The 17398-nt window shown below is 45.2% G+C and carries 14 protein-coding genes; 7 read left to right on the plus strand and 7 right to left on the minus strand.

The annotated features are described in order from the left end of the window. Nucleotides 1–165 precede the first annotated feature (165 nt). From L0G63_RS10770 to ispF, 3 genes are all read right to left on the minus strand, one after another. Complete coding sequence (locus L0G63_RS10770) at nucleotides 166–705, minus strand: hypothetical protein (protein WP_301450652.1); 540 nt, start codon at nucleotides 703–705, stop codon at nucleotides 166–168. Between the two features lie 197 nt (nucleotides 706–902). Further along, entirely contained in the window at nucleotides 903–1253 is a 351-nt protein-coding gene (grxD, locus tag L0G63_RS10775) for a Grx4 family monothiol glutaredoxin (protein WP_301450653.1), read from the minus strand. Nucleotides 1254–1439: 186 nt separating this feature from the next. Then, the gene (gene ispF, locus L0G63_RS10780; RefSeq protein WP_301450654.1) at nucleotides 1440–1940 is read right to left on the minus strand and encodes a 2-C-methyl-D-erythritol 2,4-cyclodiphosphate synthase; all 501 of its coding nucleotides are present in this window, start codon (nucleotides 1938–1940) and stop codon (nucleotides 1440–1442) included. A gap of 260 nt (nucleotides 1941–2200) precedes the next feature. Here ispF and mnmA point away from each other — a divergent pair, with 260 nt between their 5' ends. Both mnmA and purB read left to right on the plus strand, forming a co-directional pair. After that, the gene (mnmA, locus tag L0G63_RS10785; protein ID WP_301450655.1) at nucleotides 2201–3409 is read left to right on the plus strand and encodes a tRNA 2-thiouridine(34) synthase MnmA; all 1209 of its coding nucleotides are present in this window, start codon (nucleotides 2201–2203) and stop codon (nucleotides 3407–3409) included. A gap of 283 nt (nucleotides 3410–3692) precedes the next feature. Beyond that, complete coding sequence (gene purB / locus L0G63_RS10790) at nucleotides 3693–5084, plus strand: adenylosuccinate lyase (RefSeq protein WP_301450656.1); 1392 nt, start codon at nucleotides 3693–3695, stop codon at nucleotides 5082–5084. A 164-nt stretch (nucleotides 5085–5248) separates the two neighbouring features. Here the strand turns inward: purB and L0G63_RS10795 are convergent, their stop codons facing one another. Beyond that, nucleotides 5249–5443, minus strand: a complete 195-nt coding sequence (locus tag L0G63_RS10795) for an NF038104 family lipoprotein (protein ID WP_301450657.1) — start codon at nucleotides 5441–5443, stop codon at nucleotides 5249–5251. Between the two features lie 130 nt (nucleotides 5444–5573). On the opposite strand from L0G63_RS10795, the gene L0G63_RS10800 reads away from it, so the two are divergent. Next, entirely contained in the window at nucleotides 5574–6746 is a 1173-nt protein-coding gene (locus tag L0G63_RS10800; RefSeq protein WP_301450658.1) for a cupin domain-containing protein, read from the plus strand. 170 nt (nucleotides 6747–6916) lie between these two features. Here the strand turns inward: L0G63_RS10800 and L0G63_RS10805 are convergent, their stop codons facing one another. The 3 genes from L0G63_RS10805 to L0G63_RS10815 all read right to left on the minus strand — a co-directional run bounded on the left by L0G63_RS10805 (nucleotide 6917) and on the right by L0G63_RS10815 (nucleotide 12872). Next, complete coding sequence (locus L0G63_RS10805; RefSeq protein ID WP_301450659.1) at nucleotides 6917–7609, minus strand: 1-pyrroline-5-carboxylate dehydrogenase; 693 nt, start codon at nucleotides 7607–7609, stop codon at nucleotides 6917–6919. Nucleotides 7610–7620: 11 nt separating this feature from the next. Then, nucleotides 7621–10866, minus strand: a complete 3246-nt coding sequence (putA, locus tag L0G63_RS10810; RefSeq protein WP_301450660.1) for a bifunctional proline dehydrogenase/L-glutamate gamma-semialdehyde dehydrogenase PutA — start codon at nucleotides 10864–10866, stop codon at nucleotides 7621–7623. 710 nt (nucleotides 10867–11576) lie between these two features. Continuing rightward, nucleotides 11577–12872: an NCS2 family permease gene (locus L0G63_RS10815; protein ID WP_301450661.1), complete on the minus strand. Its 1296-nt coding sequence runs from the start codon at nucleotides 12870–12872 to the stop codon at nucleotides 11577–11579. A 582-nt stretch (nucleotides 12873–13454) separates the two neighbouring features. On the opposite strand from L0G63_RS10815, the gene tolQ reads away from it, so the two are divergent. The 4 genes from tolQ to L0G63_RS10835 all read left to right on the plus strand — a co-directional run bounded on the left by tolQ (nucleotide 13455) and on the right by L0G63_RS10835 (nucleotide 17146). Continuing rightward, complete coding sequence (gene tolQ, locus L0G63_RS10820) at nucleotides 13455–14183, plus strand: protein TolQ (RefSeq protein ID WP_301450662.1); 729 nt, start codon at nucleotides 13455–13457, stop codon at nucleotides 14181–14183. Next, nucleotides 14180–14641: a protein TolR gene (gene tolR / locus L0G63_RS10825; protein WP_301450663.1), complete on the plus strand. Its 462-nt coding sequence runs from the start codon at nucleotides 14180–14182 to the stop codon at nucleotides 14639–14641. Before tolQ ends, tolR begins: the two co-directional genes overlap by 4 nt. Before the next feature lie 54 nt (nucleotides 14642–14695). Further along, nucleotides 14696–15721 carry a TonB C-terminal domain-containing protein gene (locus tag L0G63_RS10830; RefSeq protein ID WP_301450664.1) on the plus strand — a complete coding sequence of 342 codons (1026 nt, stop codon included), beginning with the start codon at nucleotides 14696–14698 and terminating at the stop codon, nucleotides 15719–15721. Between the two features lie 132 nt (nucleotides 15722–15853). Continuing rightward, nucleotides 15854–17146 (plus strand): translocation protein TolB, encoded by a 1293-nt coding sequence (locus tag L0G63_RS10835; RefSeq protein ID WP_301450665.1) that lies wholly within the window; start codon nucleotides 15854–15856, stop codon nucleotides 17144–17146. The last annotated feature ends 252 nt before the right edge of the window (nucleotides 17147–17398 follow it).

Here is a 17398-nt window from a genome sequence, read left to right on the forward strand (position 1 = left end):
CGCCTAAAAAATAGTCGCTGTCAGTGCCATGGTCGAATGTTCAACACGCCCTATTATTATAACAATTTTTTGACGCTTAAAAAACGTTAGGACAAAAACAATTATAATTCAGCGAAAAGGTATCTCACCACTTCGATTGATCGCTTTTCAGCTTTTATGGTGGCTTTAGTTATTACTATTACCACGGCTCAGCGGTACGATTTGATCCGATTGACCACTAGACAGCGTATGATGACTGCCATATCCTTCTGGGTTAATCTGTAAGTAGGCATTTATTTGACCGATCGCATCGCCATCATCACTCGCTAAAATCTGCGCTTTGATCAGCTCAACAGGCGGTAATGGTAAGTTTTTGAGCAACGCCAAGCACTGCTGGTTATCGCCCTTATTCACCACCAACTCAATCAACTGGCGAGCATCGATAGGCAGATCGGGTGTATTCTGTGCCAACAATGCCAAATGATAAGCACCAGCAGGGTCTTGATCTGCGACAATACGCTGTTCTATAGCGATATAGGTCGCTTCTGTTGCGCCGCCTGCCACACTCAGCTGATGAATACATTTTAATGCTGAGTGTGGTTCATTATTGGCAATTTCAATAATACGCGTGGATTCGTTTTTTAGGCGCGCGCGACGCTTATCAATTGCTGCCTGTTCAGCGGCTGGCTTTTGCGCGTCTAACGGGTCGGTTGCTTGGTGGTTCATAAGCTTCTCTTATTATGTTTATGACGGTGTATTACATGGTCACTATATGGGGGTACAACCTATAAAAACAATGGCGTGTAAAGACAAGAAATAGACACCATAAAAAACCCAAATAGCCATAAAGCGACTATTTGGGTTTGCTGTACTTTATAAAGCTTACTCAAATATCAAAGATATCTCAATAAGTTGCCAAAGTATTAAGCGGCAGGACTGTTTGCTTCAACCAAAGGCTTTAGCTCACCTGATTGATACATTTGCAAGATGATGTCTGATCCACCCATTAGCTCACCATCGATCCATAATTGTGGAAACGTTGGCCAGTTAGCAATCTTTGGCAAGGTTGCACGGATTTCTGGATTTTCTAGGATATTGACAAAAGCAAAAGGACGACCAATTTGTGTCAGCACTTCAATGGCTTTAGCAGAAAAACCACACTGCGGAAACTGCGGCGTGCCTTTCATATACAGAATAACTTTATTATCACGGATTTGATCACGGATCAGTTGTTCTACGTCATTTGCAGCCGTGTTTGGGGTTTGCTCACTCATAAAAGCTCCTATTGATAAAGTGGTTTATTAAAATGATTATGTATCGTACAAAATAGCGGATAGTACAAAAAATCGTTATATAAAGACATGGCTGGTACATGGGGCGGTTGCCAGTATATTACAACCATCATTTTACACCGTTTTGGTCTATCGTTATTTTGATAAGTTCAAATCGATCTGGCAAGATTAAGGATTAACCGTATTAGGCACCAATAATACCACGGCATTGGCCATGATGCCCTCTTGTCGACCCGTAAATCCTAATTTTTCTGTCGTCGTGGCTTTGACACTGATGTTGTTGATGTCTGTTTGCAAGTCACTTGCGATATTGGTGCGCATGGCTTGATTGTGCGGTGCCAACTTTGGCCGCTCACACATCACCGTGATATCGGCATTGCCTAGGCGATAACCTGCCTCTTGTACTTTGCTATAGACGTAGCGTAACAGTATCCGTGAATCCAAGCCTGCGTGAGCGGTGTCTGTATCAGGGAAATGCTGACCGATATCACCAAGCGCTAGTGCACCAAGCAACGCGTCCGCAAGTGCATGCAGCACCACATCCCCATCAGAGTGTGCCAGTAAACTATGAGAATGCTCAATATGTACGCCAGCTAACACCACATATTGCTGTTGCTGACCATTATTATGAAAAGCATGAACATCGATACCTTGACCAATTTTTATCATGATTATTCCAATAGGTGTTAAAGATGATTAAAATAATTCAAAACCAGTATCTGAATTTTCAAAGCAGTTTTGCTAGCAGCCATGCTGCATCAGTCGCCATCCGTTTCAATTAACTGGTATAATATGACGTTTATTTTATCATAATACCAGATCCAAAAGATAAGCTGACGTTGTTGTGTTAAGACTACGTATTGTAGTAAACGCATAATTTTTGGCGTCACTGTTTGCTTTGGATAACGTATAAATAGTTGAGCCGTTCTATGTCAGCCTTACAAAACACCTCAAGCACAGCCGCTTATCATCCCTTAACGCTTGTCGATATTGACAATCCTAGCACCAAGCATGTGATTGTTGGTATGTCAGGTGGGGTTGACTCCTCTGTATCAGCCGTCTTACTCCAGCAAGCAGGCTTCAAGGTCGAAGGCTTGTTTATGAAAAACTGGGAAGAAGATGACGGTACTGAATACTGTACGGCAATGGATGACCTCGCAGACGCACAAGCAGTCTGTGACAAAATTGGTATCAAACTGCACACTGCCAATTTTGCGATGGAATACTGGGATCGCGTATTTGAGCATTTTTTGGCGGAATACAAAGCCGGCCGCACCCCTAACCCTGATATTTTGTGCAACAAAGAAATTAAGTTCAAGGCGTTTTTGGACTATGCGCTGACGCTTGGTGCAGATTATATCGCCACTGGTCACTATACGCGCCGCAGTGTGAACTATATCAATGCCGAAGGTGACGAGGTTGCGCAGCTCTTACGCGGTCTTGATAATAATAAAGACCAAAGCTACTTTTTGCATGCGGTGGGCGGCGACAAAATCGCCAAAACCTTATTCCCAGTTGGTGAGCTTGAAAAGCCAGTGGTACGTCGAATCGCAGAAGAGCATGACCTAGCGACGGCTAAAAAGAAAGATTCTACAGGTATTTGCTTCATTGGTGAGCGCCGTTTTAAAGACTTCTTACAGCAATATTTGCCTGCGCAAAAAGGCGAGATACTCACTGATGATAATAAAGTCATCGGTACGCATGATGGTCTCATGTACTACACATTAGGGCAGCGCGGCGGTATTGGTATTGGCGGCGTTAAAGACCGTCCCGAGGAGCCGTGGTTTGTATTGGCAAAAGACTTAGAGAAAAATCGTTTAATCGTCGGTCAAGGGCATGAACATCCAATGCTAATGAGCAACGAGCTAAAAGCCTATAAGCTCGATTGGATTGATGGTTTACCTCCTGCGGATGTGTTTAGCGACGAAGGCTTAGCCTGTATGGAGAAGTCTCGCTATCGCCAGCCTGATCAAGCGTGCCGCGTGTTTGCGACCAATGCTGATGGCAGTGAGGTTCGAGTGGTATTTGATGAGCCGCAGCGCGCTGTCACCCCTGGTCAGTCAGCGGTATTTTATATCGATGAGGTATGCTTAGGCGGCGGTGTGATTGAATCTATTGATGCGCCATGCGGTTTTTAGATAGCGTTTAATTTTTGACAAGCGGCAGTAGCAACCGTTACTGCTCCGCTTGTCATGTCGTCCGTTCGCGTTTGGATTATGATCCTCAATCGTTTTTGACTCCTCTCTCTATTCAGTTTCTCCCAAATCTATTGACGTTGATATCTGCCTTTGACGTACTATTAATTCGTGGGAAATATCGCTGACACTCCTTTTTTGCATCGGTTTTTGCTATAATTGCGCCACCAAAATTTACTGCTGTCGTAAGCAGTCATTCACTTTCTGTTCACTCAAAGGCGATACCATGACCCCACTTACCGCACTCTCCCCAATTGATGGTCGTTATGCCAGCAAAGCTGACAGCTTGCGTCCATACTTATCTGAATTTGGTCTAATCAAAGCTCGCGTAACCGTTGAGGTTCGTTGGTTGCAGTCTTTGGCTGATAATAGCGCGATTGGTGAGTTAGCAGCATTTGATAACGAGAACAATGCGTTTTTGGATAGTATTGTCGATGACTTTAGCGAGGCCGATGCCCAAGCGATCAAAGACATCGAAGCGACGACCAATCATGATGTAAAAGCGGTTGAGTACTTTATCAAAGATAAGTTTCGCGGCAATCAGCAGTTAGAGGACAGCCTAGAGTTCATCCATTTTGCTTGTACCAGTGAAGATATTAACAATTTGTCTTATGCGCTTATGCTCAAAGACAGCCGCGAGCTAGTCGTTGCCAAAATGCAGCAAGTGACTGATAGCATCGTTGACTTAGCGATTGCGCATGCCGATCAGCCAATGCTATCACGTACACATGGTCAGACAGCCAGTCCAACGACATTGGGTAAAGAGATGGCAAACGTGGCTTACCGCCTTGCTCGTCAAATCAAGCAAATCAATCAAGTAGAGTTATTGGGTAAAATCAATGGCGCCGTTGGTAACTACAATGCACATTTTTCAGCATACCCTGATGTTGACTGGCAGACTCATGCCGAAGTCTTTATCAGTCAGCGTCTAGAGTTAACCTTTAACCCCTATACGACTCAGATTGAGCCGCACGATTATATCGCCGAATTGTTTGATGCTGTTAAGCGTTTCAATACCATCTTGATCGATTTTAACCGTGATATTTGGCAATATATTAGCTTAGGCTATTTCAAACAACGCCTAAAAGATGGTGAAGTGGGTTCATCTACCATGCCGCACAAGGTCAATCCGATTGACTTCGAAAACTCCGAAGGTAACTTAGGCGTTGCCAATGCGATGCTGGCACACTTGGGTGAGAAGCTACCCATTTCACGCATGCAGCGCGATCTATCGGACTCAACCGTACTGCGTAACATCGGCGTGGGCCTTGCTCAAAGTATGATTGCTTTTGATGCGTGCCTAAAAGGGGTGGGCAAACTTGAACTAAACGAGCAGCGTTTGAATGATGATTTGAACCAAGCACAAGAAGTTTTGGCAGAACCCATTCAAACCGTTATGCGCCGCTACCGTGTAGAAAACCCATACGAGAAGCTCAAAGCGTTGACTCGTGGTAATGCCATGACTCGCGAAGCGATGCTGACATTTGTAGAAAGCGATGAGCTTTCATCGGTCAGTGAGGCTGATAAAGAACGTCTGCGCGCATTAACGCCTGCAACTTATACGGGTAATGCCGCTGAGCAAGCACGTGCGATTAAGGATTGGATTGCCAAACTATAAAGTTTGCTAAGGTGAATTGAATACCTTAAAGCAATAGAGATAAGGCACAATTGCCTCATCTCTATTTGTTCAAACTGGCTATACATTCGCCTAAGTCTATAAAAAAACAACCTTACTTTGCATGCTATGATGATCTTAAAAACTCATAGGTGATAAGTAAGGTTTTATTTTTTATCCTTTTTATTATCATCATCATCACTGTCACCCGGTATGATGGCTTTACCAACAGCGACAGTGCCTTTGACCACACCTTTAGTGGTTTTGTAGGCGATTTTGGCAGGCACGGTGACGATTTTATGGACACAAGCTTGCAAGAAAAACACACTGGCAATAATGACAACAAAATGTAATTTTTTCATAACTTTCCTACGATTCGATGGCTGCTCTGACGATGATCATCAGATAGGTGGTAATCATAAACTATTAATCCCTTCCTATAAAGCACCCCTTACCATCAATCTCATACGTATTTAAAATATGGATTTGCCCATGACCTCTATTCCTCTTTGTCTACCCGACTCTATTACGCCTGAGCAGTTTTTGGCTGAATACTGGCAAAAAAAGCCCCTACTCATCAAACAAGGTCTGCCGCAGCTGATTGATATGTTTGAGCCCGATGACATGATTGGGCTTGCGCTTGAAGAAGACGCTAGCGCACGACTGCTCACCCAAGCAGCGGTTAAAACAGCACATAAAGCACAGTGGCAACTCAAAAAAAGTCCACTGAGCGAGACTGATTTTGAGAACCTACCAGAACAATGGACCGTACTGGTGCAAAACCTAGAGCAATGGTCACCAGAGCTGGGTCAGTTGTGGCAAGCGTTTGACTTTATCCCCCAGTGGCAGCGTGATGACATTATGGCCTCTTACGCGCCTAAAGGCGGCTCGGTCGGCAAGCACTATGATGATTATGATGTGTTTTTGGCGCAAGGCTATGGCTCTCGCCGTTGGCAGCTAGGTAAATACTGTGATAAGAATACGGAGTTTGTCGCAGATGAGCCGATAAGACTGTTTGATGATATGGGCGACATCATCTTTGATGAGATATTAGAAGTGGGTGACGTGCTTTATGTGCCGCCCAAGCTGTCCCATTTTGGGGTGGCGCAAAACGACTGCCTTACTTTCTCCTTTGGCTGTCGCCGCCCAAACTTGATGCAAGTCATCGATAGCTTGGCAGATATTGCAACCAATGACAGCCAGTTATTTATCCCTATGCTACTGCCGCAAGCGCTACAAGCATCAGGCGAATTACAAGCAGACAGTATTGCTGCTATCAAAGCGCAATTGCTAGAGATGCTACAATCTGAGCGCGGTGATGATATGATTCGCCAAGCAGTCTCTGAGGTGGTGAGTAAGCGCCAATACGATGCGCTGATGCCAGAGGAAACACTGGACACTGATGAGCTTGTACAAGCCTTGTCTGAAGGTGCGCTATTGCAAGCGGACTATAGCAATCGTTTGCTCTATACTCAAACCCATGATGGCATCACGCTATATGCCAACGGACAGCGTATCGATGGGCTTGATGAAGTCGCTATCGCATTATTAATGCGCTTGGCTGATGGTGAATCATTGAGATATGATGATGTGGCAGACGTTGCAGCTGACGACTTAAGCGAATGGTTAGAAAATGGTTGGATATGGGTCAATATGACTGAATAAAACATAATCATCAAATTTTAGCTGAATAATGCACAATAAAAAAACCGCTATCTGATCATAAATCAGGTAGCGGTTTTTTTATTGTGCATTACGGCTTAATACCTACCGCAATACAAACACCGCTTAGCCTTTATCATTATAAAAGCTAAGCGGATCGACAATAAGAACAGTTACTCTGTGCCAAGCTCAAGCAAGCTAGCATTACCACCAATCGCTGTGGTGTTGATGGTCTTGACACGCTCGGTGACAAAACGATGGAGATAATCAGGTGTTAGCATCTCAGACAGTCCTTCCATATCAGTGACACTGATGACTTGAGTCAAAATACCATCTGTCTTTGCAAGCTCTTGACTGATAACTTGTACTTCACTACGACTGCCAGAAACGGCCACCTGAGCAAGACGATCAATGTACAAAAGCGTGATGGTTTGCGAGTCATTAGCCACACTCAATACATCTTCGCTAATACCCGTATCGTACAGGATTTTAGCGGCTTCATTGCACATCTCATCTTGGCTTGGGCAATGCAGTATGACTTCATTACCAGTCAATAATGCAGCCACAAGCTGACCTAGTACGGCCATTGCTCTGGTTGATTCGCTACCAACGACCATCGTTTTGCCGCGACCAGTGACGTACAAGTCGTTTGACTCACCTGTCGCACCAGTCATACGATGCGTCTCATCTAAGCTTGGCGCCTCGCTCAATAGATGATTGAATAAACGCTTTGCTTTATTTGCATCACCAGTCAACAAAGACAGCTTTGGAATAGCTGCTTGCAGATACGTTGCGCGGTTAACTGCGCCAAGTAGTCGCCAAGATTCACAAACCTGGGCATGATTTTTTTTGAATTCAGTCGCCATGTTGCTACTCCTTATGCGATTTCTGTTTGAGTGGTTGTTTGGGTAGTGCTGTTTGTTTGACTGCTTGTTGATGCTGATTCAAGCTGCATCAGACGTGCAACATAGTGCGGGCCACCTGCTTTCGGGCCAGTACCAGACAGACCACAACCACCAAATGGTTGAACATTCACAACCGCGCCGATTTGGTTACGGTTGATATAAGTGTTGCCTACAAAAGCACGGCGCTCGATATGCTCAACAGTTTTTTCGATACGGCTATGAATACCCATCGTCAAACCAAAGCCTGTGTTGTTGATAGCGTCAATCAGCTTATTCAGATCACGTGCTTGATAGCGCAATACGTGCAGGATTGGACCAAAGTGCTCACCACCAATCACATCAATACTGCTTACCTCGATTGCGGTTGGCAATACAAAGGTAGACTTCTCTTGGCTGACAACCGAGCTTGCACTCATTGGGGTTTGAGCCAAAATAGTCGCCGTAGGCTCAGCGTCCATACGGGCGATATGCGCCTCTAAACCATTTTTGGCATCAGCATCAATCACAGGACCCACATCTGTAGCTGCGTATAGCGGGTTGCCAACAGACAGCTCAGCCATATTACCTTGTAACAGCTCAATCAAATCATCCGCCATCTCATCTTGCACGCACAATATACGACAAGCTGAACAACGCTGACCTGCTGAACCAAAAGCCGACAATACCGCATCTCGAACAACTTGCTCTGGCAACGCTGTTGAGTCAACAATCATGGCATTTTGACCGCCAGTTTCAGCGATAAAGACAGGTAGCTCACCACTCGCTTGTGCATGATCATTCAAGCTTTGATTGATACGCTGAGCAGTTTGGGTTGAGCCAGTAAATATCACACCTGCTATGTTATCAGCAGCCGTTAGCGCTCCGCCCACATCACCGGCACCTGTCACCAATTGTAGTGCTTCTGCTGGTACACCCGCTTGATACATGAGTTGCGCACCAAAATGAGCAATCAAGCTGGTTTGTTCAGCAGGCTTGGCCACAACAGTGTTACCTGCTGCTAGCGCCGCCACGATCTGGCCAGTATAAATAGCTAGTGGGAAATTCCAAGGGCTGATACAGACAAAGGTGCCACGTGGTTTATAAACTTGACGCGATTGCTTACCCGACAGATCTGTAAACTCATGCACCACATCGTCTAGGCGCTCTGCTTCATCAGCATAAAAACGACAGAAATCGACCGCTTCTTTGATCTCATCGATGCTGTCTTGCATGGTCTTACCAGCTTCGACTTGGCACAATGCCATCAGCTCAGCATAGTTCTCTTCAAATAGCTCAGCGATTTTACGCAGTATTGCCGCACGCTTGGTCACGGCTACGTTTTGCCACATGCTTTGACCCGCTACAGCCACATCAATCGCTTGGCGCGCCAACGCTGCATTGGCATATTTGACTTCGCCCGCGCTCACGTCATGATTCCAAGGCGCACGTACAGGCTGCGCATCAAGTTGATAAGTGACGCCATCTACTTCATAGTCAGTGACCGCTTTGCCATTGATGATGGGTGTCGCTGACCAAGTCTTGTTCAAATGACTATCAATAGCGGCTTTGAACGGTAGCCATTGTGACTCTACAAATATGTTGGGGCCAAAACTTGCACGGCGCGAACCATAAATTTCTAATGGTAGCGGGATGTCTGGATTGTGCAATGTTGGATTAGCCAATAACTTGTCATACGGATGTACCGTCAGTTTTTCAATCGGATATGACTTGTCTAGTAACTGGTGGACAAATGAGCTGTTCGCACCGTTCTCTAACAAGCGACGTACCAAATATGGTAGCAAGTCTTTGTGTGCGCCCACTGGAGCATAGATACGTACAGGAATCTCATACGCTTGCAGAATATGGTCATAAAGTGCATCACCCATACCATGCAGACGCTGGAACTCAAACTCTTTATGCTGACTCATGGTCATGATTGAAGAAAGCGTGTGCGCATTATGCGTTGCAAACTGTGGCCAGATAAGACCGCGCAGATGATCTGACAACAAAAAGCGTGCACAAGCAAGATACGCGGTATCTGTACCTTCTTTACGCGTCCAAACAGGATAGCCTGACAGACCTTTTTGCTGCGCAAGTTTGATCTCAGTATCCCAATAAGCGCCTTTTACCAGACGTACTGGAATGCGGTCGCCTACTTCAGTTGATATACGAGCAAGCCAGGCCAATACAGCGATAGCACGCTTAGAGTACCCTTGTACAACGATACCCAAACCATCCCAGCCAGCAGTCGCGTTGTCACGATACAATGATTCAAACAGTTTTAGAGAAATCTCAAGGCGATCTGCTTCTTCAGCATCGATACTGATATCGACATTGACTTCGCGCGCAGCTTCAATAAGCAGTAGGCAACGCTGACGCAATAGACCCATAACTTGCGCTTCTTGTGTGGCTTCATAGCGAGGATGCAGCGCAGACAGCTTAATAGAGACTGATGGCTTTGGCATACCTTCTTTGACTTTGACATTAGCCGTGGCTCTGATCGCATGCAGATAGTCGTTGAAGTATTTTTCTGCATCTCGATGCGTGATAGCCGCTTCACCTAACATATCAAACGAATAGGTATAGCCTCTATTACGATATGGCTGGCTGTTTTTATTGGCATCTTCAATGGTCTCACCCAATACAAACTGGTGGCCCATGATGCGCATGGCTTTTTGCATCGCACCGCGAATGACAGGCTCTCCCATCTTTTTGGTCATACGATCCAAGAAACCTGAGGCAGTGGTACTGCTATCGATACTGACCACACGGCCTGTCATCATCATGCCCCATGTTGAGGCGTTGACCATGAAGCCATTGTCGTTCTTGATGTGTTTTTTCCAATCCGCCACACTCATTTTATCGTGAATAAGTGCATCAGCCGTATAGTTATCTGGCACACGAATCAATGCCTCTGCTAGGCTCATCAGCAAGATACCTTCTTGGGTATCAAGACTATATTCTAACAATAAAGAGTCAACCATCTTGACGGCTTTACCATCATTGCGCACATGCTCAACCAGCTTGCGTGTCTGCTCAGCGGCAGCATCACGCTCCTCTGCACTAGGCTTAGCAAGGGGCAATAAGTCAGACAACCAACGCTGCTCATCAACGCTATACAATGGCGAGATACGCTTGTGTAGCTCATCTGCTGATTGGGCAAGGTACTCAGGCGACAGCAAATCAACAGGATTGAACAAAATCGGCTCTTTCGGGGTAAACTGATCTACTGGGTTCATAACAACTCCATAACTATCGTTTAAAAACCATAATAAATGGTGCTTTAGGAAGTCTGATCGTCCTGTATAACTGCTCGTAACCGCTATCAAAAATAGAGGTTATTGACGGATATTCACAGCAATAATCAAAAGACCAAACGGCGCCATCACAAAACTAGAAAATCCAGCACATGCTGGAGACGGTTAAGTAGGTCGTTCGACTGTTAAACGGGCTACGTTAACAATACAAAGGCAACAACGAAAAATTAAGCGGCATTAGTGCCTTCTTCTTGTTAGTAGTGAAAGGAGTGTGATGGACAAATATCGCTTTACGGAAAGCAAATAACTGACTGAAACAAACAATCATCTGTCATCTGTCATCTAAAATGTGCTAATTCACTGTAAGAAAAACCTCTACGGCGTTGATTGAGGTGATGCGCTTAACGGGGGTATAATATCACGAAAAAAAAATTCAAACTAACGATTTTTTTATTTTCTCAAAAAAAATTTGTTTTTAAATAACAAGCACTTACCGCCACTTTGTTCATCATGACGCTTTGGTTATATTTTTTAGTTTACTATTGCTGATTAATTGTTACCAAAAGTTTGATGCCCTATTCTCAAATTCTTGGGCACTGGTAAGCCAATATAGCGTCCAAATAAAAACCCTCTTTATCAGCCGATGATAAAGAGGGTTTGAGGATTAGAAACGACTGCTCACGCATTGTGGCTTATAAGAAGATGATTTTGCCTAATAGTATCAGTGTTAAAATCCATACCGCGATACTGATATCAGCAAACTTACCAGAGATCGCTTTGACCGCCGTAAAGGTAATGAAACCAAGCGCAATACCATCAGCAATAGAGTATGTCAGCGGTGTAAATAGCAATACCACTACAACAGGAGCCGCTTCTGTTAAGTCGCTCCAGTCGATGTCTTTTAGGGTGCCCATCATCAGTACGGCAACATAGAAAATAGCACCCGCCGTCGCGTACGCTGGGATCATACCTGCCAATGGTGAAAAGAAAATACTTAATAAAAATAGCACACCAACGGTGACTGCCATCAATCCTGTACGGCCGCCTGAGGCAATACCAGAGATACTTTCGATATAACTGGTCGTTGAAGAAGTACCAAGTAAAGAGCCTGCGACGGTTGCTGTTGAATCTGCCAATAGCGCTTTGCCCATGTTGGGAATGTTGCCATCTTTATCAGTCAATTTGGCTTGGCTAGTGGTTGCAATGAGCGTGCCTGCGGTATCAAACAAATCGACAAACAAGAAGGCAAAAATCACACTGATCATACCCACATCGAACGCGCCTGCAATATCAAGCTGCATGAGCGTCGGTGCCACTGACGGCGGAGCAGAGATGATACCGGTAAACTGTGTATAGCCCATCAGCAGGCTAATTAGAGCAACCAGCAAAATACCAATGGTTACTGCGCCTGGTACTCTTTTATAAGATAGACCGATAATAACCACAAAACCCAACGAAGCCAATACAGGGCCAAATGACGTCATATCACCAAGAGCTACCAAAGTGGCATCGTGATTGACAATAATGCCTGCACTTTGCAAAGCAATAAACGCTAAGAATGCCCCGATACCAGCGACTACCCCATTTTTGAGTGAGTTTGGAATGGCATTAATAATCGCTTCACGAATCTTAAAAAGACTCAATAGCACAAAGACACAACCCGACAAGAACACGGCACCTAGCGCTGTCTGCCATGCATACCCCATTCCTAGGACAACCCCATAGGTAAAGAATGCATTTAGTCCCATACCAGGTGCTAATGCAACGGGTAGTCGAGCATAAATACCCATGATAAAACAACCGACTGCTGCGGCCACACAGGTTGCAACAAACACAGCCCCTTTGTCCATGCCTGCATCGGCCAAAACATTAGGGTTGACAAAGATGATATAAGCCATCGTCAAAAACGTGGTTATACCAGCGACGATTTCTGTTTTGATCGTGGTATTGTCACCATTAATCCCAAAATAGCGTTCAATTGCATTCATAAGTGTCGCCCCCGACTGGCTAATAAAAAGTCACCACTACCCAAAATTAAACATGACTTCAGCAAAAATGGCGCTGCCGCAGTAAGAATAATGTAGTAACAAAGCGTAACATATTAGACGACTTATCTTACAAACTCAATCGCTGATAATGTCTAATTCGTCCAAAATCTCAATTCTAAGCATGTCCTATATAAAAGGTAAAAGTCTATACAAATCCTCTTGTTGCCTTCTTATTGTAGATACCTCTACCTCTAACAAGTCGTTGACTTGCTGGTATCGTATTGAGATATTTAGTATTTAAGACATCCACTCTTTATTTGGTTAACACATTAATAATGACGTTTGTTTCATTTAGAAGTAAACTAACAGGTCATTATGTTGATGTCCCAGTGGTTGAGCGGGGTCTCAAATGTCCCAGTGGTTGAGCGGGGTCTCAAATGGTCTCTAACTAAACCAGACTGTTAAGATCCGTACTGCGCTTAGGATTCAGCGATAAAATATGCATATTATTTTTTTGGGGTTCGTTTGGTTTAGATGATTTTACTTAGACCAGCTGTTTTCAATTATCCGTGAGTCCATTACATGCCTGAATCATTAAATATTATTGATCTTATTACTCAAGCCAGTCTATTGGTGCAGATTGTGATGGCACTATTGCTATTGGCTTCCCTATTTAGTTGGGTCATTATCTTTCGCATGAGTGCACGGCTCAGTACTGCCAAAAACTTTGATCAACAGTTTGAGACTTGGTTTTGGTCAGGCGAGGATTTAGCAAAGCTATATCAAGGCGTACAAGGCTCACCTGATCGCCAAGGACTTGAGCAGATTTTTTATGTGGGCTTTTCAGAATACTTGAGAATGCACAAGAAGCGCCAACCAAAAGACGACATCATTGATGGGGTTGAGCGCAAGCTGCGTGTCGGTTTGGGACGCCAGCAGCAATTACTAGAGTCAGGCTTGACCACGCTTGCAAGTGTCGGTTCAGTTGCGCCTTATATTGGGCTATTTGGAACCGTTTGGGGCATTATGAATGCGTTTTTGGGCCTGTCACAGACAGAGCAAGCCACTCTTGCCTCTGTCGCGCCTGGTATTGCTGAGGCATTGATTGCAACAGCCATGGGGTTGTTTGCCGCCATTCCTGCTGTCCTTGCGTACAATCATTTTACGGCAAAATCGAGTCTTCTATATGATTCGCGGGCACTCTTCTGTGATGAGATGACAGGCATGCTACAACGTGAAACCAGCGTACAAGCGCAAGCGCCTACCGCTAGAGACACTCAAGTGAATACCACTCAGGTGAACAGGTTATGAAACCAAACCCCTATCGCCGTGAGAAAAAGGCACTCAACGCAGAGATGAACGTCGTTCCTTATATCGATGTCATGCTGGTGTTATTGGTGATTTTTATGGTGACAGCCCCTATGCTGATTACAGGGGTTGATGTTGATCTACCAAAAGAGCAAACCAATACCATGAGCCAAAGCCAGCTACCCGTTATCGTCTCATTGACTGATAGCGGAGAGATTTTCATTAGTTATGAAAACAATATCGACCTGCCTATTAGTGAGCCTGAACTGATCACTACTTTATCCAATTTGCAATCTCAAAGCGACAACGCCAATACCGAGCCGTTGCAAGTGATGATCAACGCCGATCAAAACAATCAGTACGGTGCCATCATGGCACTAATGGCAACTTTGCAGCAGGCAGGTATCGAAAAAGTAGGATTATTGACTGGTGCGCCTCTACCCACTCCTACGCTGCAATAAATGCCTTCCATTTGAAATGTTGTATTCAAGCCATCAGCCCAATCAATTTCATTCATGAGTAACCCTATCATGCCCAATGCGCCTGCCGTCTATGTCCCTACCGAACCTGAAGGTAACGGATTAGCGTTGCCTACGCTGCTCAGCTTGCTCACACATGGCATCATCATTGGCATACTGATTTATAATTATCAGTCCACTGAGATTGAGACCACAGGTAGTATCGAAACCGTCATGGTCTCCCCTGAGCAGCTCGCTGAAATGCAAGGGCAGATATTGGCCAATCGGGCAGCAGCCAGTGCCATGCAAACGGACAGCAGCACCAGCGATTCAGCCAGTAGCGCTCAACAAGAAACCTCAAGTAGTAGTAGCTCAAGCGCTCAAAGCTCAAACCAGCCAAGCTCTCAGCGTGTTCCTGTTTTTACGCGTTCTGACGAGCCTGCCAGTCAGCCCATGCTGATGAGTCAAGAGCATCATCAGCGCTTGCGTGCACAGAACCAAGAGTATGAGCGCCAAATGGCTGAGTGGGCAGCAGAGATAGATGAGTCAGCAATACAAGAGCTGGATCAAGTTGAACAAGACAAGCGAGAACAGCTGATCGAAGAGCAAAAACAGCTGAGAGATTTTCGTCAAAAACAAAATAACCCACCCAAGATCAGACGCCCAACTGCCACCGATCGTAATATAGAGATTGACACAGGCGGCGCGGGCAATGCAGGCCGAACTTTTAGCCTATCAGATGGTCAATCAACCATTTCGGGCGATACGTCCACCTCCAGCCCTTCTACAGGTAGCAGCCGCTCTGCCTCTGGTGGTAGTCGCGGTGCTAGCAACAGTGAGATTATCAACCTAATCAGACGTAACTACACACCGCCTACTGCAGCAAAAGGCTCAACCCAGCGTGCTACCTTAACCATCACTGTCAATGCCAACGGCAACGTGGTCAATGTCACCGCATCTGGGCCTGATAGCGTCGTCAATGAAGCGGCTAAGCAAGCGGTGCTCAGCACAGGTAGCCTACCGATTGACACTGATGACCCTAAATATCCCACCTTTACGATACAGTTTAGAGGGAGTAATTAAGCAGTTGCTAGCGCCTTGTATTGTTGGTAACGTGACGTTAAGCGATTTTATCGCCTCAGTTTTTCATCCAAATGCCTGCTTCATCGACTATAACAATGATTATCACCTTAATTTTAGGAGCTCCATTGACTCATGCATACTCACAAAAAACGACTCGCCTCCTTACTTGCTAGCACCTCATTAATGCTAGTCTCTGCCTCCACAGTAGCAGCGCCTGTGGTGTTAGAGCTGGACTATGATATTCCTGTTCAGCAAAACCAAGTTGCGTTTGTACCTTTTGCAGGCGACTCTGTCATGTCTCCTGTTATTTTAAATGATTTGAGCAATACAGAGCTAAAAGTCACCAGCCAAAATCTGCCACAGCAGCCGCGCAGTAGTAGCGAGCTGGCTGGTACATTGCCAGTATGGCAAAGCATGGGCATACCCTATCTAGTCGTCGGTAGTACGCATAGCAACCGCGGCAAAATTACCACCGACTATGAGGTCATCGACGTCAAATCTGGTCGCGTGATAAAGGGCAAGCAAAGCCTCACCGCTGATAACAATAGAGAGAGCATGCGCTACGCGGCTCATGTCATTGCAGATAAGATCTATGAGCTGATTACTGGTATTCCAGGAGATTTCTCAGGACGTATTGCTTATATAGAAGAGAGCGGCACAGGTAAGCAAAAAGTCTCTCGTCTAAAAGTGATGGATGCTGATGGTGAAAACGCCAAAACCATCACTGAGGTAGCAGGGTCTATCTTCTCACCAGCATGGTCACCTGACGGCAATCGCATTGCCTACTCGGTACAACGTGAAAAATCCTACCCTGTTATCTACGTACAAAACGTCAATGGCGGCGGCGCCAGTGTGCTAACGCCTTTTTCTGGTAGTAACTTGAGTCCGTCATTCTCTCCTGATGGCAGCAAAATCCTATTTTCTAGTAGCTTTGAGGGTAGCGCCGATATCTATGAGATAAGCGCCAGTGGCGGTACGCCTAGACGCCTCACTAATTTGCCAAGCAGTGAGGTGCAGCCAAGCTACGCTCCTGATGGCAAGTCATTTGTATTTGTCAGTGACAAAACTGGATTCAATAAACCACAAGTTTATCGTTATGAGTTTGGCTCAGGACGCACCACCAAAGTATCTAATGGTGGCTATGCAACCAGTCCGCAGTTTAGCAGCGACGGAACACAAATCGCCTTTTTAAGTGGACGCTCAGCCGCGATTATGAATAGCAATGGTGCGGTGACGACCAACCTTGGTAATACGGGTATCGATGAAGCCCCAAGCTTCTCACCCAATGGCAAGCGCGTGGTCTATGCGTCAACCCAAGGCGGCAAAGGTGTACTAACGATTAAATCATTGAATGGTGGCGAAGCGTTCGGTAAATCAGGACAAGGCATCATCCGCTCACCCGTATGGTCATCAAGTCCAAAGTAATTTAGGCAGCTTAGGCAACTGAATCACAACGTTAGAATTTACTCATACAAAAAGCCTCAATCATATTCATTATGATTAAGGCTTTTTTGTGTCATAAGCTGCTAGAAGAAAAGTGATAAAGCCTACTGTTAGTAAAACCTGCCCGCCGTCTTATGCACTCTTCTTAGGCACCCTTCATTCGAACTCATTTTTATTTTTTATTAGGGCGTGTTGAACATTCGCAAATAGGCACTGCTGATCGCTAAAATTGTT

This window comes from Psychrobacter sp., from assembly GCF_030454045.1.
GTDB lineage: Bacteria > Pseudomonadota > Gammaproteobacteria > Pseudomonadales > Moraxellaceae > Psychrobacter.